This window comes from Candidatus Mycosynbacter amalyticus (genome assembly GCF_025273655.1).
GTDB lineage: Bacteria > Patescibacteriota > Saccharimonadia > Saccharimonadales > Saccharimonadaceae > Mycosynbacter > Mycosynbacter amalyticus.
In genome coordinates, this window is the sequence record NZ_CP045921.1 from 772,795 (window position 1) to 791,880 (window position 19,086).

At 50.9% G+C, this 19,086-nt stretch carries 16 protein-coding genes; 5 read left to right on the forward strand and 11 right to left on the reverse strand.

Going from position 1 to position 19,086, the window contains the following annotated elements:
- Nucleotides 1-27 precede the first annotated feature (27 nt).
- Complete coding sequence (locus GII36_RS04310; protein WP_260762831.1) at nt 28-741, reverse strand: 50S ribosomal protein L25; 714 nt, start codon at nt 739-741, stop codon at nt 28-30.
- A gap of 99 nt (nt 742-840) precedes the next feature.
- Between GII36_RS04310 and GII36_RS04315 the strand changes: the two genes are divergently transcribed.
- Nucleotides 841-1,512, forward strand: coding sequence for a DedA family protein (locus GII36_RS04315; RefSeq protein WP_260762833.1), 672 nt, complete (start codon nt 841-843; stop codon nt 1,510-1,512).
- 39 nt (nt 1,513-1,551) lie between these two features.
- Here the strand turns inward: GII36_RS04315 and uvrA are convergent, their stop codons facing one another.
- Entirely contained in the window at nt 1,552-4,365 is a 2,814-nt protein-coding gene (gene uvrA / locus GII36_RS04320) for an excinuclease ABC subunit UvrA (protein WP_260762835.1), read from the reverse strand.
- Between the two features lie 149 nt (nt 4,366-4,514).
- Here uvrA and GII36_RS04325 point away from each other — a divergent pair, with 149 nt between their 5' ends.
- Complete coding sequence (locus GII36_RS04325) at nt 4,515-4,811, forward strand: hypothetical protein (protein WP_260762836.1); 297 nt, start codon at nt 4,515-4,517, stop codon at nt 4,809-4,811.
- Here GII36_RS04325 and sbcB read toward each other — a convergent pair.
- The 8 genes from sbcB to GII36_RS04365 form a co-directional block, all read right to left on the reverse strand.
- Nucleotides 4,798-6,231 carry an exodeoxyribonuclease I gene (gene sbcB, locus GII36_RS04330; RefSeq protein WP_260762838.1) on the reverse strand — a complete coding sequence of 478 codons (1,434 nt, stop codon included), beginning with the start codon at nt 6,229-6,231 and terminating at the stop codon, nt 4,798-4,800. The genes GII36_RS04325 and sbcB overlap by 14 nt on opposite strands.
- A 538-nt stretch (nt 6,232-6,769) precedes the next feature.
- Nucleotides 6,770-6,937 (reverse strand): hypothetical protein, encoded by a 168-nt coding sequence (locus GII36_RS04335; RefSeq protein ID WP_260762840.1) that lies wholly within the window; start codon nt 6,935-6,937, stop codon nt 6,770-6,772.
- A gap of 221 nt (nt 6,938-7,158) precedes the next feature.
- Entirely contained in the window at nt 7,159-8,466 is a 1,308-nt protein-coding gene (obgE, locus tag GII36_RS04340; protein ID WP_260762842.1) for a GTPase ObgE, read from the reverse strand.
- A gap of 72 nt (nt 8,467-8,538) precedes the next feature.
- The gene (locus GII36_RS04345) at nt 8,539-9,393 is read right to left on the reverse strand and encodes a CHAP domain-containing protein (RefSeq protein ID WP_260762844.1); all 855 of its coding nucleotides are present in this window, start codon (nt 9,391-9,393) and stop codon (nt 8,539-8,541) included.
- 599 nt (nt 9,394-9,992) lie between these two features.
- On the reverse strand, nt 9,993-11,216 hold the full coding sequence (gene mltG, locus GII36_RS04350) for an endolytic transglycosylase MltG (RefSeq protein WP_260762847.1): 1,224 nt from the start codon (nt 11,214-11,216) through the stop codon (nt 9,993-9,995).
- 49 nt (nt 11,217-11,265) lie between these two features.
- Nucleotides 11,266-11,676 carry a Holliday junction resolvase RuvX gene (ruvX, locus tag GII36_RS04355; protein ID WP_260762850.1) on the reverse strand — a complete coding sequence of 137 codons (411 nt, stop codon included), beginning with the start codon at nt 11,674-11,676 and terminating at the stop codon, nt 11,266-11,268.
- Nucleotides 11,666-13,321 carry a hypothetical protein gene (locus GII36_RS04360; RefSeq protein ID WP_260762853.1) on the reverse strand — a complete coding sequence of 552 codons (1,656 nt, stop codon included), beginning with the start codon at nt 13,319-13,321 and terminating at the stop codon, nt 11,666-11,668. Before GII36_RS04360 ends, ruvX begins: the two co-directional genes overlap by 11 nt.
- Nucleotide 13,322: 1 nt before the next feature.
- Nucleotides 13,323-14,588, reverse strand: coding sequence for a cell division FtsA domain-containing protein (locus GII36_RS04365; protein WP_260762855.1), 1,266 nt, complete (start codon nt 14,586-14,588; stop codon nt 13,323-13,325).
- A gap of 80 nt (nt 14,589-14,668) precedes the next feature.
- Here GII36_RS04365 and GII36_RS04370 point away from each other — a divergent pair, with 80 nt between their 5' ends.
- Nucleotides 14,669-15,604, forward strand: a complete 936-nt coding sequence (locus GII36_RS04370; RefSeq protein WP_260762857.1) for a hypothetical protein — start codon at nt 14,669-14,671, stop codon at nt 15,602-15,604.
- Here the strand turns inward: GII36_RS04370 and GII36_RS04375 are convergent.
- Complete coding sequence (locus GII36_RS04375; RefSeq protein WP_260762860.1) at nt 15,591-17,531, reverse strand: alanine--tRNA ligase; 1,941 nt, start codon at nt 17,529-17,531, stop codon at nt 15,591-15,593. The genes GII36_RS04370 and GII36_RS04375 overlap by 14 nt on opposite strands.
- 380 nt (nt 17,532-17,911) lie before the next feature.
- On the opposite strand from GII36_RS04375, the gene GII36_RS04380 reads away from it, so the two are divergent.
- Entirely contained in the window at nt 17,912-18,271 is a 360-nt protein-coding gene (locus GII36_RS04380; RefSeq protein WP_260762862.1) for a DUF1616 domain-containing protein, read from the forward strand.
- A 19-nt stretch (nt 18,272-18,290) separates the two neighbouring features.
- Nucleotides 18,291-19,076 (forward strand): glycosyltransferase family 2 protein, encoded by a 786-nt coding sequence (locus GII36_RS04385; protein ID WP_260762866.1) that lies wholly within the window; start codon nt 18,291-18,293, stop codon nt 19,074-19,076.
- Nucleotides 19,077-19,086 lie beyond the last annotated feature (10 nt).

The following is a 19,086-nucleotide window of genomic DNA, read 5'->3' on the forward strand; positions in this document are numbered from 1 at the left end:
AGCACTTCTTTTTCAGAGTCAGCGATGTTACTCGGATTTCTCTTCCGAAGTCTCTTCTTCGCTACCTTTTTCTGCCTCAACACTGTCTGCCGACGCATCTTCGGCATCGCCACCAGCTGCGTCATTGGCAGCCTGCAGTGCGCTCGGTTCGTAGACACTGGCGATAGCGAGATCCATGATAGTTACCTCGTCATCTGCCGTACCTTCACGTCCGTCGTCGTTGTCCACGATCTCGACGTTGGTCGGTACTGTGATATCTGCAACAGTCAATTTATCTCCTGCTTCTTTGAGTTCGGCAATAGACACTTCAAATGCTTCAGGGAGATCCATCGGCAACGCCTTCACTTCGATCTTTTCGAGTGATTGCAGCACGATCAAACCAGCTTTCTCGGCTTCGCTTTCGCCCTGACCAATCAGATGAATCGGAATCTCGGCATTTACAGGTTCATTAGCCTTGACCGCATGGAACGACACGTGGTTGATTGTGTGTTTCACTACGTCGAATTCGACATCTTTGATCATAGCGATACGCTTCTTGCTGCCAATGGTGAGATGGACAGGTGAGTGACTGCCGGCCTGCTGATGCACCTTCTTCAATACGTTGTGATCTGCCTGCACACTGACAGGTTTCATACCTGGACCATATACTACCGCCGGTACGATTGACTGTTTGCGCAGCTGCGCTACTTTCTTACCGTGTACCTCGCGCTCGTCGAGCTTAAGTTCGATTTTATTTCCCATATCTCTCCTTTCGTTTAGGATACTTGTTCGGAAATAACCGTAACTCTAGTATACCACTCCATCGGCAAACGCGTCGAATTCATGCTAAGATAGAAAGGTATGATTCCTGGCATGGACCTACTAGACTTCATCAAACTTGTTGGCCTCCTTGGAGTGGCAGCAGTTGTATTTGCCGAGTCTGGCCTCCTCATCGGCTTCTTTCTACCAGGTGACAGTCTGCTGTTTACGACAGGATTTCTGGTACATACCGGCGTGTTGCCGTACAATATCCATCTCGTTGTGCTCATCTTGTTCCTTGCCGCAGTACTAGGGGACAGTGTCGGCTATACATTTGGTCGCTCGACTGGCCATCGCCTCTTCAACCGACCAAACTCGCGTCTTTTCAAGCAAGAATACCTCCATCAGGCTCAAGAGTTTTATCAAAAACATGGCGGCAAAACGATCATCATGGCACGCTTTATCCCAATCGTGCGTACATTTGCACCAGTTGTCGCTGGAGCGGGCAAGATGGAATACCGTAAATTCCTCACCTACAACATCATCGGAGGGGCGCTATGGGCGGCTGGTATCACGTATCTCGGCTACGGACTCGGTGCCTGGTTCGAGAGTATAGGGATTGAGATAGACCACATATTGCTACCCATCATCTTTCTCATCATTCTCATCTCAATCACACCGCCACTCTACCATCTACTCAAAGATAAAAAGAATCGTGACCTGCTCTGGAATGGAACAATACGCGAAGTCAAGTCGATGTTTGCCAAGAAATAGCAATCTCATAAACGAGTATGCTGCGAAAGTTGACGGTGCCTAAAGTAACGTCTTGAGATATTTGCCAGTAAACGAAGCTGCGACTTTTGTGAGCTCTTCTGGTGTACCAGTTGCCACCACAGTACCGCCACCGCTACCACCTTCGGGGCCCATATCGATCAGATGATCGGCTGTCTTGATGACGTCGAGATTGTGCTCGATGATGACCATGCTATTACCGCCCTCAACAAGTTTCTGGAGTATGCCAAGTAGGCGCTTGACGTCCGCCGAGTGCAGACCTGTCGTCGGTTCGTCCAGAATGTAGAGTGTCTTGCCAGTACTACGACGAGACAGCTCAGTCGCGAGTTTGATACGCTGCGCTTCGCCGCCGCTAAATGTCGTGGCAGGCTGGCCCAAGCGAATATAGCCGAGGCCCACATCCACCAATGTCTCGAGCTTGCGTTGCACAGCTGGTACATTTTCGAAGAACTCTGCTGCCGTCTCTACTGTCATCTCTAGGACGTCGCTGATAGTTTTGCCTTTGTATTTGATCTCGAGCGCCTCTTGGTTGTAGCGTTTGCCCTTACACACATCACATGTCACATATACGTCTGGCAGGAAGTGCATCTCGATCTTGATCATACCGTCGCCCTGACAGTTTTCACAGCGGCCGCCTTTGACATTGAAGCTGAAGCGCCCTGCTTTGTACCCACGAATATTTGCCTCTGGTGTACTGGCGAAGAGCTCGCGAATCGGCGTAAAGATACCCGTGTAGGTAGCAGGATTGGAGCGGGGAGTGCGTCCGATAGCCGACTGGTCGATGATAATGACCTTATCAAGCTGGCCGATACCTTCGATATCATCGTGTGCTCCAGGTACAGTCTGGGCACGATGTAGGCGAGCAGAAAGCTCTTTAGCCAAGATGTCATTCACCAGCGTCGATTTGCCACTGCCGCTCACGCCGCTTACTACCGTCATCAGGCCAAGCGGGAACTCGACATCAACGTTTTTGAGGTTATTTTCGCGGGCACCACGAATGATAAGCTTGCGATCTTTCTCCACTGTGCGACGCTTCTTTGGCACCTCTATTTTGTCAGTTCCACTCAGGTAGCGACCAGTGATACTGTCTGGATTTTTGGCAACTTCGGCCGGTGTACCCGCAGCCACCACTTCTCCACCCTTCACCCCTGCCCCAGGGCCGATATCAAGCAGGTAGTCGGCTTCGCGAATAGTGTCTTCGTCGTGCTCGACCACTAGCACCGTATTGCCGAGATCGCGTAGGCGTTTAAGTGTAGCAATCAGACGGTCATTGTCGCGCTGATGCAAGCCGATAGATGGTTCGTCAAGCACATATAGTACTCCTTGCAGGCCAGAACCAATCTGCGTCGCCAAGCGGATACGTTGTGCCTCTCCGCCACTGAGTGTATTAGCGGCACGACCAAGCTCTAGATAATTCAGCCCTACGTTGCTCATAAATGTCAGGCGAGATACGATTTCTTTCATAATAGCGCGAGCGATGAACTGCTCCTGCTCTGTGAGTTCAAAATGATTCCGGAACAAGTCCAACGCCTCATCAATACCAAGTCCGCAAATATCCATGATATTGTAGCCATGCACTGTCACTGCCAACACCACAGGTTTGAGACGCTTGCCACCGCAGGCGTGACATTTTTTCTCACGCATGAAACGCTCGATATCTTTGCGCATAAACTCGCTATCGGTCTCTTTGTGACGGCGCTCCAAATTCGGAATTACGCCTTCATACGTGGAGTCATAATAGCGACCGGTACCGAGTTTAACCCTATATTTCTGATTACCCGTACCATAGAGAACTTTCTGGATCGCCTCTTCGGATAATTCTTTCACCGGCACCTGTAGATTAAACCTATGCGCACTTGCCACTTCGGCCAGCTTCTTGAGCCACCATGCATCTTGATTCACACGGTTATACGGGCGGATTGCACCTTCGGCAATTGTCAGATTTGGGTTGAACACTAGCTCCGGATCAACTTCGAGCCGAGTACCTAGGCCAGTACAGACTGGGCATGCGCCTTGTGGTGTGTTGTAGCTAAACAGGCGCGGCTCGAGCTCTGGTATCTCGATATCGGGGTTGTCTAGCGAAGCGTAACGCTGACTGAGCATGTGCACTTCGTCCGTATCGGCATAGTAAATACCAATGATTCCCCCACCTACGTCGAGTGCTTGCTCGATACTTTGCGCCACTCGCGTACGCATGTCGGCAGCCATAACCAGGCGATCCACTACTATTTCGATGGTATGGCGATCGTTCTTCTTGAGCGTAGGGAATTCGTCGAGCGCATATACTACACCGTCGACACGCGCACGTGCGAATCCGGCGCGAGTGTACTGTTCGGGTACGTGAGCAAATTCGCCTTTTTTGTCTTTGGCGATAGGCGCTAGTAACATCAGTCGCGTGCCTTCGGCAATCTGCATCACTTCGTCGATAATGTCGTCCTTCGTCCGGCGCGTGACTTCACGTCCGGTAATAGGATCATGGGGCACACCGATGCGGGCATAGAGCAAGCGCAGGTAATCGTAGATTTCTGTGACAGTCGCCACAGTACTGCGCGGATTGCGGCTGGTCGATTTCTGGTCGATCGAGATTGCCGGACTCAGGCCATCGATACTTTCCACGTCCGGTTTGTCCATGATACCGAGGAATTGGCGTGCGTAGCTACTGAGACTCTCCACGTAACGACGCTGGCCTTCAGCATAGATAGTGTCAAACGCCAAGCTGGACTTGCCCGATCCGCTAAGACCCGTAATCACCACTAATTTATCGCGCGGTATCTCTACCGACACATCTTTGAGATTGTGCTCTTTGGCACCTGTAACCCGTATCACCTCTGGCATATCTGTACTAGTATACCACTTTATCTTACATCAAATCCAGGGGCATACACTTTGAAACTTTTACGGCACACTGCATTAAGCTTATGATTGCATGTTTTTGACCGTACTGCTACATTATGTATAAGTAACTAAACATGGTGGAGTAATCTATGAAACAGCGAGTCGTAGTACTGGGTATCGTCTTTTTGCTACTCTTTGCATTGGCCAAATCCGGTATCATCGATTCACTGTTTATCTTCCTGCTCGTCGGCGCCATACCGGGCACAACCTGGTCATTGCCAGCTAGTTTTATGCTCACAGTATCGTTTGTGGCCGTCACCCTTCTGGCGATCCGCTACACCATCGTCGCAATCCTCGACGAGCGAGACCTGCGGCGCCGCACGCAGAAATACATCGCCCGGCGCGAGCGTATGCCAAAGAAGCGCTTTCGCTCTATTCCTCGCTAGTATCCGGCTCGGCTGGCTCTGGCATGATCGATTCAAACCATAGTTTGAGCTCGGTGAGCACGAACTGCTGATGATCGGTCAACTCAGCAGCAGCGACTTTCTGCATATCCTGCATGAACTGCGGCGCTTTTGCCTGCAGATGTGCGGCTCGCCACGTTTCGTAACTCGCCAACTCCTCCGGTGTCGACTGCCGCGGAAAATTACGAGCTTTGTAGCGAGGGAAGAGCGCGGACAGGCGCGCATCATCGAACTCTGGTTTGTAGAGTTTGAGATCTTTCATGTCCGTATTGCGCAGCACTTCACTACGGAGTTTGTCACGGTCGCTTATGAAGCCATCGTACAGTTGCCCCTCTGCATCAGATATCGGTGGCCAGTCGGGCTTCTTCATAAGTACGTTCGCCACTCGCCCGGCGAATTCAGGATGCGAGAGGAGTAGTGCACGATGTTTTTCTATTGTCGCTTGGTTGAGTTGTAGCTTGGCCCAGCCGTCTTCTTGACTTAGCACGCCGAGGGGTGCCACTGCTGGCGCACGGTTGTATTGCAGCTTCTTTACAGGCAGCTTCCGATAGTCATCACCGCGATCGGCGTATGGAGTAAACAGAATATCGGCCAACTCTTTCTCGCTCTTACTGGTCCAATCCGTCGGATCGTAACGTAGATCATACACAAACACATTGCCATAATCTGCCGCGGCGAGTGGAAGCGCTACGGTCGTCTTATCGTGGTCGGCATCATAGCGACCCGAGCTGTAGACAAACGGCTGCTTGTCGTCGAGATTTACCAATTTCTGAATCTCTTTCTTGTTACGAAGTTTGAGAAGATACTGGAAAAGTTGCGGCTGCTGCGCGGCGATCAGTTTCGTCACGCCGATCAGTGCTACCACATCGCTTAGTGCATCGTGCGCTTTCTCATGCGCTAGCCCGTTTTCTGCGCTCAGAAGCTCGAGCTTATTAACAGCTTTGCCGTCAACTGTCGGCCATTTGATACCATCTGGTCGCAGTGCCCGCGTCATGCGCACCACGTCGAGCATATCCCAGCGCGAACGACCGTCTTTCCAGGTCCATTCGTACGGATCGTAATAATTTCGCCACAAAAACGCACGCATAAACTCATCGTCGAAACGGATACTGTTGTAACCCAGCATGATAGTGTCCGGCGTAGCGATCTCCTCCATGAAGATCTTGGCAAACTGTGCCTCGGTATAGCCGTCTGCCACCGTTTCCTGTGGCGTCACACCTGTCACCATGAGTGCATACGGACTTGGCAGTGTATCGTCGTTTAGCGCTACCAGCAGATTGTACGACTCGCCTATTGGGTTGAAATTCATGTCAGTGCGCTGCCCGGCGAACTGCATGATCCGGTCTTCGCGCGGGTTGAGGCCGGTCGTCTCGAGGTCGTAAAAGAAGAAAGTTTGTGCCATCTATGTACTACTATACACGATCCCTCTGTCATTCTTGCTTCGATCCAGAGTAACAGATGGAGACTTTTGCCCAAAAAAGCGAAGAGTCCTGCTAGGCAGGACTCGTATGTGCGGATGGTTTAGATACATCGGTCGTGGCCCGCAGGAGGCGCAGCTAAATCAATCGATATACATCGAGATTACTGCAGCACTCACTGCGGACCGCACGTGTTCCGGAATCAACCTGCTCGCAATGCAGGGAGCCGTAGAACACAAAATACAAAGTTGGGTGGCCACCCAGGACGATGAGACGATCGATTGTCTCCGGCGCGTCCTGGGTGGCCCGGTGTTCCCTACGATGGCAAAGCTGATGCTCTACCTGGGCGGCGACCGGATAGCCACTTGTACTCCTTCCGAAAAAATCATTCGACAGAGTTCCTGGCGGACGTCAGGAAATCGACAGGTGTCCGCTGTAGCATGAACCACCGGGGCTCATCGCGGATGCGGTGCATCCAAATCTCCTTTCAGTAAACTTCGGGCACGCGGCACCGGCTGATGGTCAGGACTTGGAACTGATTCCGACGTCGGGGACGCCGCCGATCGCGGTGCCGGACAGGTAGCCGCTGGTGAGAACGCCGGAGGTGACGAGGGGCTCGAAGCCGGTCTGGTTGACCTTGGCGATTTCGGGACTCTTCTTCAGGGAGATGGTGGAACCGGAGGGGGCCATGATGGCTCCTGTTCTGCGCCGAAGCACATTGTTGGGTACCAGACTGGATTGTGTCGGGCTTCACACTCACCCACTTAGATGACCACAAAGCCCGACACAATTCTACAAACTTGTATGAAGTATCTAAATTGTCAACGTACATGTACCAAAGGAAGTATGCACCTCAACTTTAGCATTGTATACATATTAGCATATTTTGTATTTTTTGTCAATTATATTTCTTAGTCTTCTTCAAGATTGGCTTGTTCAAGCAGTGTAAACTCATCATCACCGATACGGATCGTGCTCTCACCCGAGGCGCCCTTGCGCGTGAGCTCGTGTGATATGCCCATTTTCTTCATAATATCGCGCAGGCGATTGACTGTTTCGTAGCTATCGAAATTGGTGCGGCGTGCAAATTTCTCGATCTTGTCGCCTGTCACCACGTACACATCGTCATCTTCATCGTAGCGAATCGTCCAAGCTTCAGCCTTAGCCTGCTGGCTCAGTGAGATTACCGGCAAATCATCGTCATCCTCGGCCTCTACTTCGGCCGTTACATCGCGCGCTTGCTGCACTACCTTCACAAGCGCTCGCAGCAAATCTGGCACACCTTTGTGCGCAGTGGATGAGATAGCAAATACTTGTGCACTCTTGCCCGCCACTGCCTGCACTGCCTCTACTTGCATCTGGATAATATCATCGTCGAGACCTTCGCACTTAGTAAGTGCGATCACTTCCGGTCGCTCTGTAAGCTCCGGCGAATACTGCGCCAGTTCGTTGCGTATCGTCTGATACGCAACGGCCACGTCATCGCTGTACACATCCACGAGGTGAAGTAGCACAGCTGTGCGCTCTACATGGCGCAGGAATGTGTCACCCAAACCTTTGCCCTCACTCGCACCCTCAATCAGTCCAGGTATATCGGCGATAAGCAGACTACTGCTGTCAATATCAGCCACGCCGAGATTCGGCGTGAGTGTAGTGAAGGCATAATTGGCGATCTCTGGGCGTGCGTTGCTCACTACAGACAAAAATGTTGATTTACCTGCATTTGGAAAGCCCACCAGCCCCACGTCGGCCAACAACTTGAGCTCTAGCTCCGCTTCGAAGCTGTCACCCATCTCGCCGCGCTCGGCAATCTTCGGTGCTTGGCGGGTAGACGATTTGAAATGGGCATTACCAAAACCACCGTCGCCACCCATAGCGATCACAACTTGCTGACCGTGCTCCGTCAGATCGGCAAGCACTATACCATCGCGCTTTACGAGCGTGCCTACTGGCACTTTTACAATCTTATTTTCGCCGCTACGGCCACGCTTTTTCTGCTTGCTGCCGTTTACTCCCGGCTCGGCCTTAAGTTCTGGCTTGAAGCGGAAGTCGATAAGCGTATTTAAGTTCTCCGAGGCCTCGAAGATTACGTCGCCGCCTTTGCCGCCGTCACCGCCATCTGGGCCACCTTTATCGACATAAATTTCGTGACGCCAAGAGACGACGCCATCGCCGCCTTTGCCCGCTTGGATAAATACTGTTGCTGTATCGACAAACATATCAGCTATTTATTATAGCAAAATTGCCTCTATATTGATAGAGGCAATTTGCGTATTTGTCAAACCTAGATCCTAGTGAATAAAGTTGTAGTTACTAGCTTGGCTCATAGGAATAGTACGACTCGAGACAACATTGAAGCCTGCGTAATTCATCTCACTGATCGTAAATGAATCTCCATTGATTGTTTCTACAATTGCAACGTGTCCGTAACCAGCATAGCCACCACCATTTTGCAGGATTGCGCCCGGTGCAGGTGTCTTGTTCACAGTGAAGCCTGCCGCCTGTGCATTGATAGCCCAGGTCGAAGCGTTACCCCAGAAGCTACCGATAGGGCGACCCAGTTGAGCACGGCGCTCATATGCGTACCATGTACAGTTACCAAATGCATAACGGTTGCCGACAGATGCAGACGCGTTTGCAAGTCCCGCCGTGCTACTGAATGAGCCTGTACTTTGGCCATTCGACATTTGTGTAGAAGCGGCCGCTGGAGTCGACGCAGGGTCGGCTGGCTTTTGGCCGCCAGGCACGATGAGTTGCATATTGCCATGAATTCCATTTACCTCGAGATCATTGAAGCTAACAATACGCTCAGGCTGCGTCTTCATCTGATCGGCAATCGATTGAACCGAATCTCCGTCTTTCGTAGTATAGAGCACGCCATCGACCGGCAAGATGACAACATCTCTTCCGGCTTCAACCGCGTCCGACTGAAGGTTATTTGCCCATTTAACAGTCTGCGGGGATAGATTGTGCGCTTCGGCAATAGACTGGACCGTGTCGCCGGTTTGAGCTTTGTAGCTAGTGATAGTTCGGTTGTCGGCAGTAGGCTGTACAATCTGTGGCTTTGCAATTACCGTATCATCGGTTTGAGCAATCTCTTGCTTTGCCTGGAGCGAGGTCGAAAGGTTTGCAACGTTTGGGGCCACAGGCATCTGTGTCTGAATCGCAAAATTTGCCGCAACGTCAGTTGCTGTCTTCTGATCGAGATCCGTAGATGCCGCTGAATCTGCTGTAGCGGTCGCAGCAACACTTGCCGTCGGTTCGCTATCACGAGCGCCAGGACGATAATAGCCGACAGATACGATAGAAAGAAGTAGAACAAATACGCCCGCATAGAGCAGTACTTGACGAATAATAGCTTGTTTATTGGTAGCTGATGCTACTTTGAGACCCGAAGTCTCGCGATGTACACTCTTGACTGAACGTGTGTTCGATTCCTGAGTAGTAATAATCGTTCTCCTGCGATCACATTACTGTGAACGCTTCTACCATACTTTGTCTTTCTTCTCGCAATAGTTAGAACAGGGCACTTGTCGACCAAATATTAAGTGATATTGTGTGTAAAGTGCGCAATAAGAGCATGTGCTCCCGTACCCGTACGACAGTTCTGGCAGGCTCATTTGTGGGGTTGATACTTTTTGTTTTTGATATACCCACCAAAGTTCATCTCACAAATGTGCTACCACTCATGATAGCAAATTAGCCGCAATAAGTCAATATTTTAGCGTAAGCAAATCAGCTTAAACTACTGTGAAGGCAAGAGGCAATTCGCCTGACAATGCGCTCTTGTTGCAGCCTCGTGCTCCTCATTTGTCTTAGAGAAATACGTCACACCATCGTCACCGGCCACAAAATACAGGTAGTCAGTATCCGCTGGACTCGCGCCAGCAACAAGTGCAGAGAGACCCGGATTTGACACAGGCCCGGGCGGCAAGCCTTTATGCGTGCGAGTGTTGTACGGCGAATCAAGATCGACCGACGGTGCCACGCCGAGCTTACGCGCACCATAGATGAACGTAACATCGGAACCAAGTGGCATATCTGTAGCTAGGCGCTTATGAAACACCTGAGACACCTTGCTCATATCGTCTTTGTTTGATACTTCCGTCTGTACTATTGAGGCAAAGGTGATGCCTTGATAAAGATTCATGCCTTGAGCTGCGTAGGCAGCCTCGAGATTATTAGCTTTGATATCGTCGTACATGTGATCAAAAATCTTCTCTAGTACATCATCGATCGAAGCACCAGTGTAAAAGTTGTACGTGTCACCATAGATATACCCCTCGAGATCACTCCCTGCTGGCTTACCATCAAATAGTGGGCTATCGTATGTCTTGCTGAAAGCCGCTTCGATGCTCGCGGCACTATAGCCAACATCTTCGAGTACTTTGCGAGCATCGGCCAATGTACCGCCGGGGAGAAACGTAAGCGTAAACTCGTCTGGCTTGCCAGATTCAAGATGGTCGACAATCTCGCTAACAGACATCCCCTTTGTCAGCACATACACTCCGGCTTTGAGCCCGGTCGACTGATGAATACGATAGTAAATTTCAAATGCGATTTCATTTTTGATCACCTGCTTCTCGGCGAGCTGAGAAGCTACGTCAGACGCTGTGCTGCCACTGGCGACGTTGAGCCGCACCGTCTCTGTGGAGCCGGGATGGACCGATCCAAGCTGCTGCGTATACCATACATATGCACTACCCACGGCAGCGAGTAACAGTACGACAATCGTCAGGATGATACCAAGGATCCACTTCCAAGCATTCGACTTCTTCGGTGCGACCTTCATCTGTTTAGGCGCTTGATGGTTTTTTGACACGATAGGCGGACGCGTCTGAGGAGGCACCAGCCGAGGTTTCTCTGATGGAGTGGGCGCAGCCGTCTTCGGCTGGGGCACAGGAGACTGCGGCTGCAGCTGAGCTATGGGACGTGGCTGCGGCGACATGCGCGAAACAGGAGGAGTCACCGGTGGCCGCGTCTGTGGTGGACGCGGAGCAGGGGTAGGAGGCGGCGTATTAGGCTGCATAATGTTGCTCCAGATAATCTTGCAATATAATTGCAGCCGCCTCTTTGTCGATGTCGCCTTTGACATATGGCTTGCCGCGCGATTTTAGGCGGTTTTCGGCAATCACGCTAGTAAGTGATTCATCTTGAAAGACTATTTTTCCGATATCCTCTAGCTTGCTCGCAAATCCCTCTGCGTAAGCTGATTGCGCCGTCGCCTCACCTTGTTGATTGCGTGGGAAGCCCACCACGATGACACCCGCTCCTTCACGTACCACGATTTCGGCTACTTGTTGCACTTCTGTACCGTCTACTTCGATAGTGTCGTATGGTATAGCAATACGCACGCCCGTATCTGCCGCGGCAACTCCGATACGTCGCTCCCCTACGTCCAGTGCGATGAGTGACTGACTACGCCCCATTGTCTGACGAGTTGTTTAACTTGAATTCTACGTCTATCTTACCAGTGTCACTCGGCACTTTACTCACCCAGAATGGCCAGAAGTGCACCTCTACGTCTTCGACGCCCTGAATCGACTTGAGATCGGCTTGAATATCACCGAATTTTTTACCAGCTACACGTTTTTTGACATCTTCATCGTTTATCTGCGGCCCGACTTGCGTCGTTGCAGTCAGTGAAGCTGTGCCCCCAGTATCGTTCGCGACAAAATTAGATAGCTGCGCGCTGCCAGCGCCACTGTCGTATACACGCTGGTCATCTTCCTTGGATAATTTTGATTCTGTCGCAGCTTTGATGAATGTGTCGAGCTCAGAGTTTGAAACCCCTTCCATCGCATATGTTACCGACGAAGTGAGTTTGGCGGTACCATTTGGCGCTTCTTGGCCCACTTGTGGCGACGCGTTGGTATCGGCTTTGAGAGTGCGAAAACTTGAGTCAATTGCTTTCACATTTTTGCCAAACTTCGCGGCAAGTTTTGTTTTGGCGTCGGTGTCATTTTTCTCGGCAATCTGAGTAGAAGCTTGCTGCACATCTGCCTGAGTCACAATCTTAAGTGTCTTTTTGCTACCCCCGGCCATGTCACCACCCTTCGCGGATATACCGCTTACCGTAGAATCATAGCTTCTTGCAGACAGGTTACATTGCTCACCGATAGCAGTAGCCTTGACGGCGACGCTCTTCGTACCGGCCACAACAGAAAATCCAGATCCATTCCACTTTGGTGTTGCGCCGGGAACAGTCACCTGTTCGCGTGTGACAAATGTACAATCGCCACTGCTAAATCCTGTACCCGTAGGGACTGTTGCATCATCCGGCGTACCCTTGGAAAGAGTCATTGTTCCACTAGCCGCTTCACCCTGCTCCTGCGTGCCAGTCGCTTGAAAGTCCACGCTTGACTGTACCACATCTTGCACTTGTACCGACTTCAGTGTGCCTTTTGCCGCGTCTGTCTGTGTATTTGGAGCAATTGTCACCGAAGTGGACAGTTTCTGTGTACTCGTCTTGGCGGTGATCTCCACCGTAGCGCGTGGCGCAAAGAAGATTGCCCACACCAGAAATACGACAAGGAGTACGCCGCCGAGTCCGATAAGCAGCATCTTCTTGCGGAAACTACCAAAGTTTGGCACTTTGCCAGCAGCCTTGGGCTTGCGTGGCGATTCGCCAGATTTGGGAGGCGCAGCGTATGGCTTCTTGCTCGCAGGCACGGTTGTGTCGAGCTTTTCTTCGGCTTCTATGGCCGCTACCGCACTTGCCGTGGCTGCATGCTCACCCACTGGTAACTGCGATCCATCGATAATATCGTCCTCGTCGTCTACCTTCAGTGCGGCGATCTCAGGGATCTCTGGCTTGCTCTGGAGGTTTTTTGCCACAGGCATACCTGCACCTGCTGCAAGAGGGATGAGAGACTGATCATGCGTGATAAGTACAATGTGTTTGCCGGATGATTTGGCGGTACGCTGCAGTATGCGCAGATTTACCGCGCTTTGTAGCACACCAGTACGCTTGGGGGGTACAAGTGCGACGACTTTTTCTTTACTATCTTTAACCTTTCCGATTATCGCGGTAATATCATCTTCGACATCGATATAGATTACGTCTTTGTTCATGCTAGATTCTGAGAATTCGATTGAGTTTTTCTTTTATGTTGTCGCTATCGCCACTGCCTAATATTGTATCATATCCGACGCGTAGCAGCCCCATAGCCGTGATGAACGTGTGGTCTTTAATTGTGCCTGTTTTGTCTTTGATACCCAATACTTCGGATGGCTTGATATGATGCACGGTAGGCTTTTTCGTAAACGGCAAATCCTTGTGCCAATCCGACTTCTCAAGCGCCTGCACAAGTGCATCGAGGCTTGAGCCACCGCCACAGAGCAAGATGCGGCTAGGCAAGTGATCCACCGAGTCAAATTCGCTGAGCGCCAGCTCTACTCCAGACAGCCAGACATCGAGCGTCTTGTCGATTGCCGTCTCCAGATGCTTCTTCACTGTCGGCTTGATGTGTTCGTTGTCCATATTTACTTTGAGCTTCTCGGCCTGGTCGTAGGTGAGGTCGAGCTCACTGGCGATAGTGCGCGTGAAGCTTCGACCGCCGATACCAAACATCTTGGTACCCTCGACACCGCCGTCGTTTACTACTGCGATGTCGGTCGTACCACCACCCACGTCTGCCAAGATAGCCGTAAAAGTACTGCTGGCATCGGTGCCGAGTACACTGCGGCTGACGGCAAACGGCTCCGCTGCAACTGCAACGAGCTCGAGTGCCAGCTCGTCAGCCACCCGCTCTAGGGCGCCGATATGAACCATGGGCGCAAAGGCTGTGTAGATCTGTACGGCCACATCTTTACCCTGAAACCCAAGTGGATTTGAGACCTTGTAGCCGTCGATATGGATGCCCACGAGCGCGCTGTTGACCAGTTTAATCTCTACGTCTTCATTCGCTGTCTCAAGCGCGATTTGACGCTGCGCCTTCACTTGGGCGCGTTCCTGCACCTTATCGATGATAAACTCCATCTCAGCTTCGTCGAGTGGACGATCCGGCTGCGGACGGCGGTAGCGAATAGTGTTCGTGGTGCCCTTTACAAGCTCGCCTGCAATACCTATGACGGCACGCTTTGCCTGCAGACCCGCCTGGTCTTCAGCCTCAGCAAGCGCTTCTTCACAGTTGCGTACCACACCAGAGATGTCTGCAATAGCCCCGGAGTGCATGTCACTCACATCTTGGCGAGCACGACCAACGCCAACCACCTCTAGGTCATCACCCTCGATCTTGGCAATCATCGCTTTCACGAACTCCGTACCGATGTCGACGGCGACTATATAATTTTTATCGATAGAGTCGTTTGCGCGTTTTCGTAGCTTATCAAATACCATAGTTGTATTTATTATATACCAGTTGTGCTTATGGGGGCAAAGTATTGTTTTTTTATAGTTATTATGCTATAATATATATTATGACAGAATTCTCGTCACAGCACGAAAATCTTACACCCCAACCTCGTCGAGCATCACGACGTTTTAATTTACCTGTCGACGATTCAACTGATTTGCGCGATACACTTCTCAACGCTTCCGAGTATGTGTTGACGATTGGCACACCGGATGTAGTAGAAAAATCGGCGCGAGATGTGACACTCAGAACTGACCATAGTGAAACTGATAGCCAATTTGGCTATGCATGGAATAAATTTGACTCTGCTTCAGCCACATTTAAACGCGAGTATGCTAAAGCACCCTTTGCCGACATCACTCTCACCACACCCCAGTATTACGACTCAGCGACGCTGCATTACGAGGAGTACGGCTCCTGGACACTGACGCTCGCCCAGGATAATAGCCCAACCGATATTGTCGCAAACCACACTTTGTTAAGCCTACTAGACAACAAAATATCCAGCAATATTGCCACCACGGAGTTGTTTAGTCGATCGTTTACCATGAACAATGATGAATTCGCCGAAGCAATCGTAGACATGCTAGAAAGTCTCGCCAGCACACGAACAGAAAGCCGAGTATACAAAGCAACGGAGCTCATATATAACGACGCCTACAAAAGTGAGGTAACAGCCGAAATTGTTCGCGCTGAAGGTCCACAGGCAGTTGATAATATAGTGCGCATGAGTGTTTCTGGTATGCCAATTACGCCACGATCTAATCCCAGCGCACCTGCTGTACTCGTGACGTCAATCTATGAATACACCTATAGTATTCCGTATGATACGAACCTAATAGAAAACGAACAGTGTATTTTTACAATACAAGCCGATAAACCTCTGGATGAAGCGATTCTCCAGGAGCTGGTAAGTGATACTGACGCCGAGGCAAGAGCAGGAGATGTGTTCCGTAAGGCAATCGGTATGGTATGCGATAAGTCAGCTAGACTAGAATAGCTTTGATACGGCGAATACCTGCCGAACTGGACTCTTCTTTGGTGATTTTGAATTTCTTGCCACCTTCGGCGAGTATCCCCGTATTGTCGACGTGCGGCCCACCGCAGATTTCGAGTGATGCAATATGGTCGCCCTCACCCATCTGATACACTTTCACCTCTGCATCGTAACGCTCGCCAAACGGTCCGATTGCACCCATATCGAGCGCTTCCCTAGTCGGGTACATTTTGTAGCTAACGGGTAGATCTTCGGCGATCCAGCCATTTACCAGCTCTTCGGCCCGGTCGAGCTCTTCGCGCGTGACTTTGCGGTCGAAATTGAAATCAAAACGCAGACGCTCTTCGGTAATGTTGCTACCATGCTGCTGGAACACAGGGCCGATCACCTCGCGTAGGGCTGATTGGAGGAGGTGTGTGGCGGTGTGGTATTTACGATGCTGGAGTGTGTCTCCACCGAGACCGCCTTTAAATTCACCTTTGCCAGCTGTACGGCTGCGATTACGCTGCTCTTCCATACGAGCGTCAAATTGCTCACGCCAGTCGGCAGGTACCTCAATCCCCTGCTTGTAAGCCTCTTCAAGACTTAATTCCACAGGAAAACCATAAGTATCGTATAGCTTGAAGAAAAATTCACCTGTACCAGTAGGGTTCATCTCTTCGGCCGTAGATGAAGTTTCACCAGTCTCTGTGTTAATATTACCCGTGATTAGTATTCCTCGATTAAATTGGAGTAGGCCTTTTCGAAGCGTCTGTCGAAACGCTTTTTCTTCTTTCACCAGCACTGTGATGATCGTGTCGCGATTTGATTTGACTTCCGGGAAATCATTCTCGTACAAATCAGCAATTACTGGTACGATTTCCTGCAGAAAATTCTGCTCGATACCGAGATCGAAACTGAAGCGAATCGCCCGACGCAAGAGGCGGCGCATCACATACCCCTGCTCTTTGTTGCTGGGCACGCAGCCGTCAACCGCCAAGAAGGTGGCGGCACGCAGATGATCGGCGATCACTCGCATGCTTTCGGTGTGGCTTTCGTACTTCTTGCCAGATAATGTCTGGAGTTTCTCGATAATTGGCCACATAAGGCTGATGCGGAAGACGTCTGGATTGCCGAGTTTGGCTGCCGCGATGCGCTCTAGGCCGGAGCCGTGATCGACATTTGGCCGCTCAAGCGCTTCGAACTTACCTTCGCCGACCTTTTTGTATGCCATGAAGACATTGTTGCCGATTTCCATGAAGCGTCCGCAGTCGCAGTTGGGGTGGCAGTATTCGCCAAAGCTAGTGTCGTGCTCGGTACCGAAATCGTAGAACATCTCGCTGTCCGGGCCACATGGGTCGCCCACTGGAGTATTATGCTCGTTGCCATTGCGGCTCCACCAGTTTTTGCTGCCATCGTAGTAAAAGATGCGTTCGCCGTCCTGCATGCCGCGCGCATAGCCAGCTTCTTCGCTACCGATTTCCGCCTCGCCACTACTGAGGCCTTTAGCGTCAAACAGACGCCTCCATACCTCGGCGGCTTCGGTGTCTTTAGCAATACCAAGCTCCTCGTTGCCCGCATAGCATGTCACGTAGAGTTTGCTTACGTCGAGCTCTACCACTTCGCTGAGAAATTCAAACATCCACTCAATCTGCTGCTGCTTGAAATAATCCCCCATGCTCCAGTTGCCAAGCATTTCGAAGAAAGTAGTATGGCGGTTGTCACCGATATCGTCGATATCTTGCGCACGTAAGCATGTCTGGCTATCCACAATACGCTGACCATCTGGGTGTGGCTGACCAAGTAGATATGGGATCATAGGCTGCATGCCACTGCCAGTGAAAAGAGTTGTCGGATCATCCTTCAGTACAAGGGGCGCTCTAGACACCACAGCATGTCCTCGTTCTTCAAAAAACTTCAGGTAGGCATTGCGGATTTGTTCGGTATTCATATCTGTTAAGTATAGCAAATTTCGGCTGAGGGTTCTAGGTACAGAGGATCACGCAACTGTTGTAACAAATAAACACCCAAAAATTGTTCGGTAGCGCACCCCTAAAGCACCTGGAGCCCAAAAAAGCCTGAAAGGTTTACATGCCCAGACAAGCTCGCTACGATGGATATATGGGCAGAATACAAAACGTAACGAAGTTACCAACCCGCCCATCGCCAGCATCGCAAAAGATGTGAGTACTTCGAGAGAGGAGGTGACGAATCACCCGCAAATCTTCACTACCACATACACTACGATATGGCGCTGCAGCACTTGTGCTGACAGTCGCAGGGTTACTAGCCCTCGCATTTACACAAAATGCACATGCAATACTCGGTTCCATGCAGCTCTGGCCGCAGCCAGAGGGCACGACCGAACTTTTTTTTGAGAAACCAAACGAGTTACCTCGTACCATCACCCCAGATAATCCTCTACCTATAGCATTTACGGTCAAAAATAGGGAATTTGCAACTGTAGCATATACCTACCAGGTAGAGCAGATCACTCCGGACACGGGCCAGCACACCACGCTGGCAAGTGGTACCAAGGAGCTGGCGCACGAGCAACACGCTGATATACGACAGACCGTCACGGCCACACCTACTGAGCAGCCATCAAAGCTGCAAGTGACTCTGATATACCAAGAAGGAGACGTACAGAAACAGGAGCGTCGTGTGATTTCATATTGGTTAACCCCCTAGAAGGAGATATTAGGAGCCTATGGCACTATCCCGAAAGAGCACCCATAAGACCAAGAAGATGTATAATGTCGCGGTACTGATACCGTGCTACAACGAAGCAAAAGGTATCGCAGATGTGATCAAAAAGATGCCGTACAAACGAGCGGCACGTAATCGCTGGAATCTACAGGTATATGTCATCGATAATAATTCCACCGATAACACCGCCGAAGTAGCCGAGCAGGCGGGCGCCGCGGTGCTACACGAGTCAAAAAAAGGCAAAGGCAATGCAATCCGCACAGGGTTTTGGAATCTACCAGAAGACACGGACTACGTGGTTATGCTCGACGGCGATGACACCTACGATTCTGGCGAAGTGCTACGTATGGTAGAGCCATTACACAACAACTTCTGCAAAGTTGTTATCGGCTCACGCCTCAATGGCAAGCGCACAGAGCACTCGATGAACCTCACTAGCCGTGTTGGCAATTGGTTCTTCACCAATATCGTCAAACATACACACCGCGTACCGGTGACAGATGTACTGACTGGCTACTTTGCTTGGACAAAAGATGCCCTAGACGAACTGCGCCCCTATCTCAAGTCCGACGGCTTCGCTATAGAGATGGAAATGATCACCAAGATGGCGCGTATGAACTACGAAATCTACTCGGTACCTATCAGCTATACACCTCGCGCAGGCGAGTCAAATCTTCAGCCTGTGTCGGATGGTGCACGCATTCTCAAGATGTTTGCGTCGACCTTACGCTGGCGACCGTCGCGACGTGGAGCCACAGAAGCGCAGGCTCACACAGAGCAGTATTAGAAGGACGGGC

Excerpts from the sequence above, each read along its gene's own strand:
- GII36_RS04360 (WP_260762853.1), bottom strand. The coding sequence starts at position 13,321 with ATGAACAAAGACGTAATCTATATCGATGTCGAAGATGATATTACCGCG.
- GII36_RS04310 (WP_260762831.1), bottom strand. The coding sequence starts at position 741 with ATGGGAAATAAAATCGAACTTAAGCTCGACGAGCGCGAGGTACACGGT.
- ruvX (WP_260762850.1), bottom strand. The coding sequence starts at position 11,676 with ATGGGGCGTAGTCAGTCACTCATCGCACTGGACGTAGGGGAGCGACGT.
- GII36_RS04370 (WP_260762857.1), top strand. The coding sequence starts at position 14,669 with ATGACAGAATTCTCGTCACAGCACGAAAATCTTACACCCCAACCTCGT.
- GII36_RS04325 (WP_260762836.1), top strand. The coding sequence starts at position 4,515 with ATGAAACAGCGAGTCGTAGTACTGGGTATCGTCTTTTTGCTACTCTTT.
- GII36_RS04365 (WP_260762855.1), bottom strand. The coding sequence starts at position 14,588 with ATGGTATTTGATAAGCTACGAAAACGCGCAAACGACTCTATCGATAAA.
- GII36_RS04380 (WP_260762862.1), top strand. The coding sequence starts at position 17,912 with ATGCAGCTCTGGCCGCAGCCAGAGGGCACGACCGAACTTTTTTTTGAG.
- uvrA (WP_260762835.1), bottom strand. The coding sequence starts at position 4,365 with ATGCCAGAGGTGATACGGGTTACAGGTGCCAAAGAGCACAATCTCAAA.
- GII36_RS04385 (WP_260762866.1), top strand. The coding sequence starts at position 18,291 with ATGGCACTATCCCGAAAGAGCACCCATAAGACCAAGAAGATGTATAAT.
- GII36_RS04375 (WP_260762860.1), bottom strand. The coding sequence starts at position 17,531 with ATGAATACCGAACAAATCCGCAATGCCTACCTGAAGTTTTTTGAAGAA.
- GII36_RS04335 (WP_260762840.1), bottom strand. The coding sequence starts at position 6,937 with ATGGCCCCCTCCGGTTCCACCATCTCCCTGAAGAAGAGTCCCGAAATC.
- obgE (WP_260762842.1), bottom strand. The coding sequence starts at position 8,466 with ATGTTTGTCGATACAGCAACAGTATTTATCCAAGCGGGCAAAGGCGGC.
- GII36_RS04315 (WP_260762833.1), top strand. The coding sequence starts at position 841 with ATGATTCCTGGCATGGACCTACTAGACTTCATCAAACTTGTTGGCCTC.
- sbcB (WP_260762838.1), bottom strand. The coding sequence starts at position 6,231 with ATGGCACAAACTTTCTTCTTTTACGACCTCGAGACGACCGGCCTCAAC.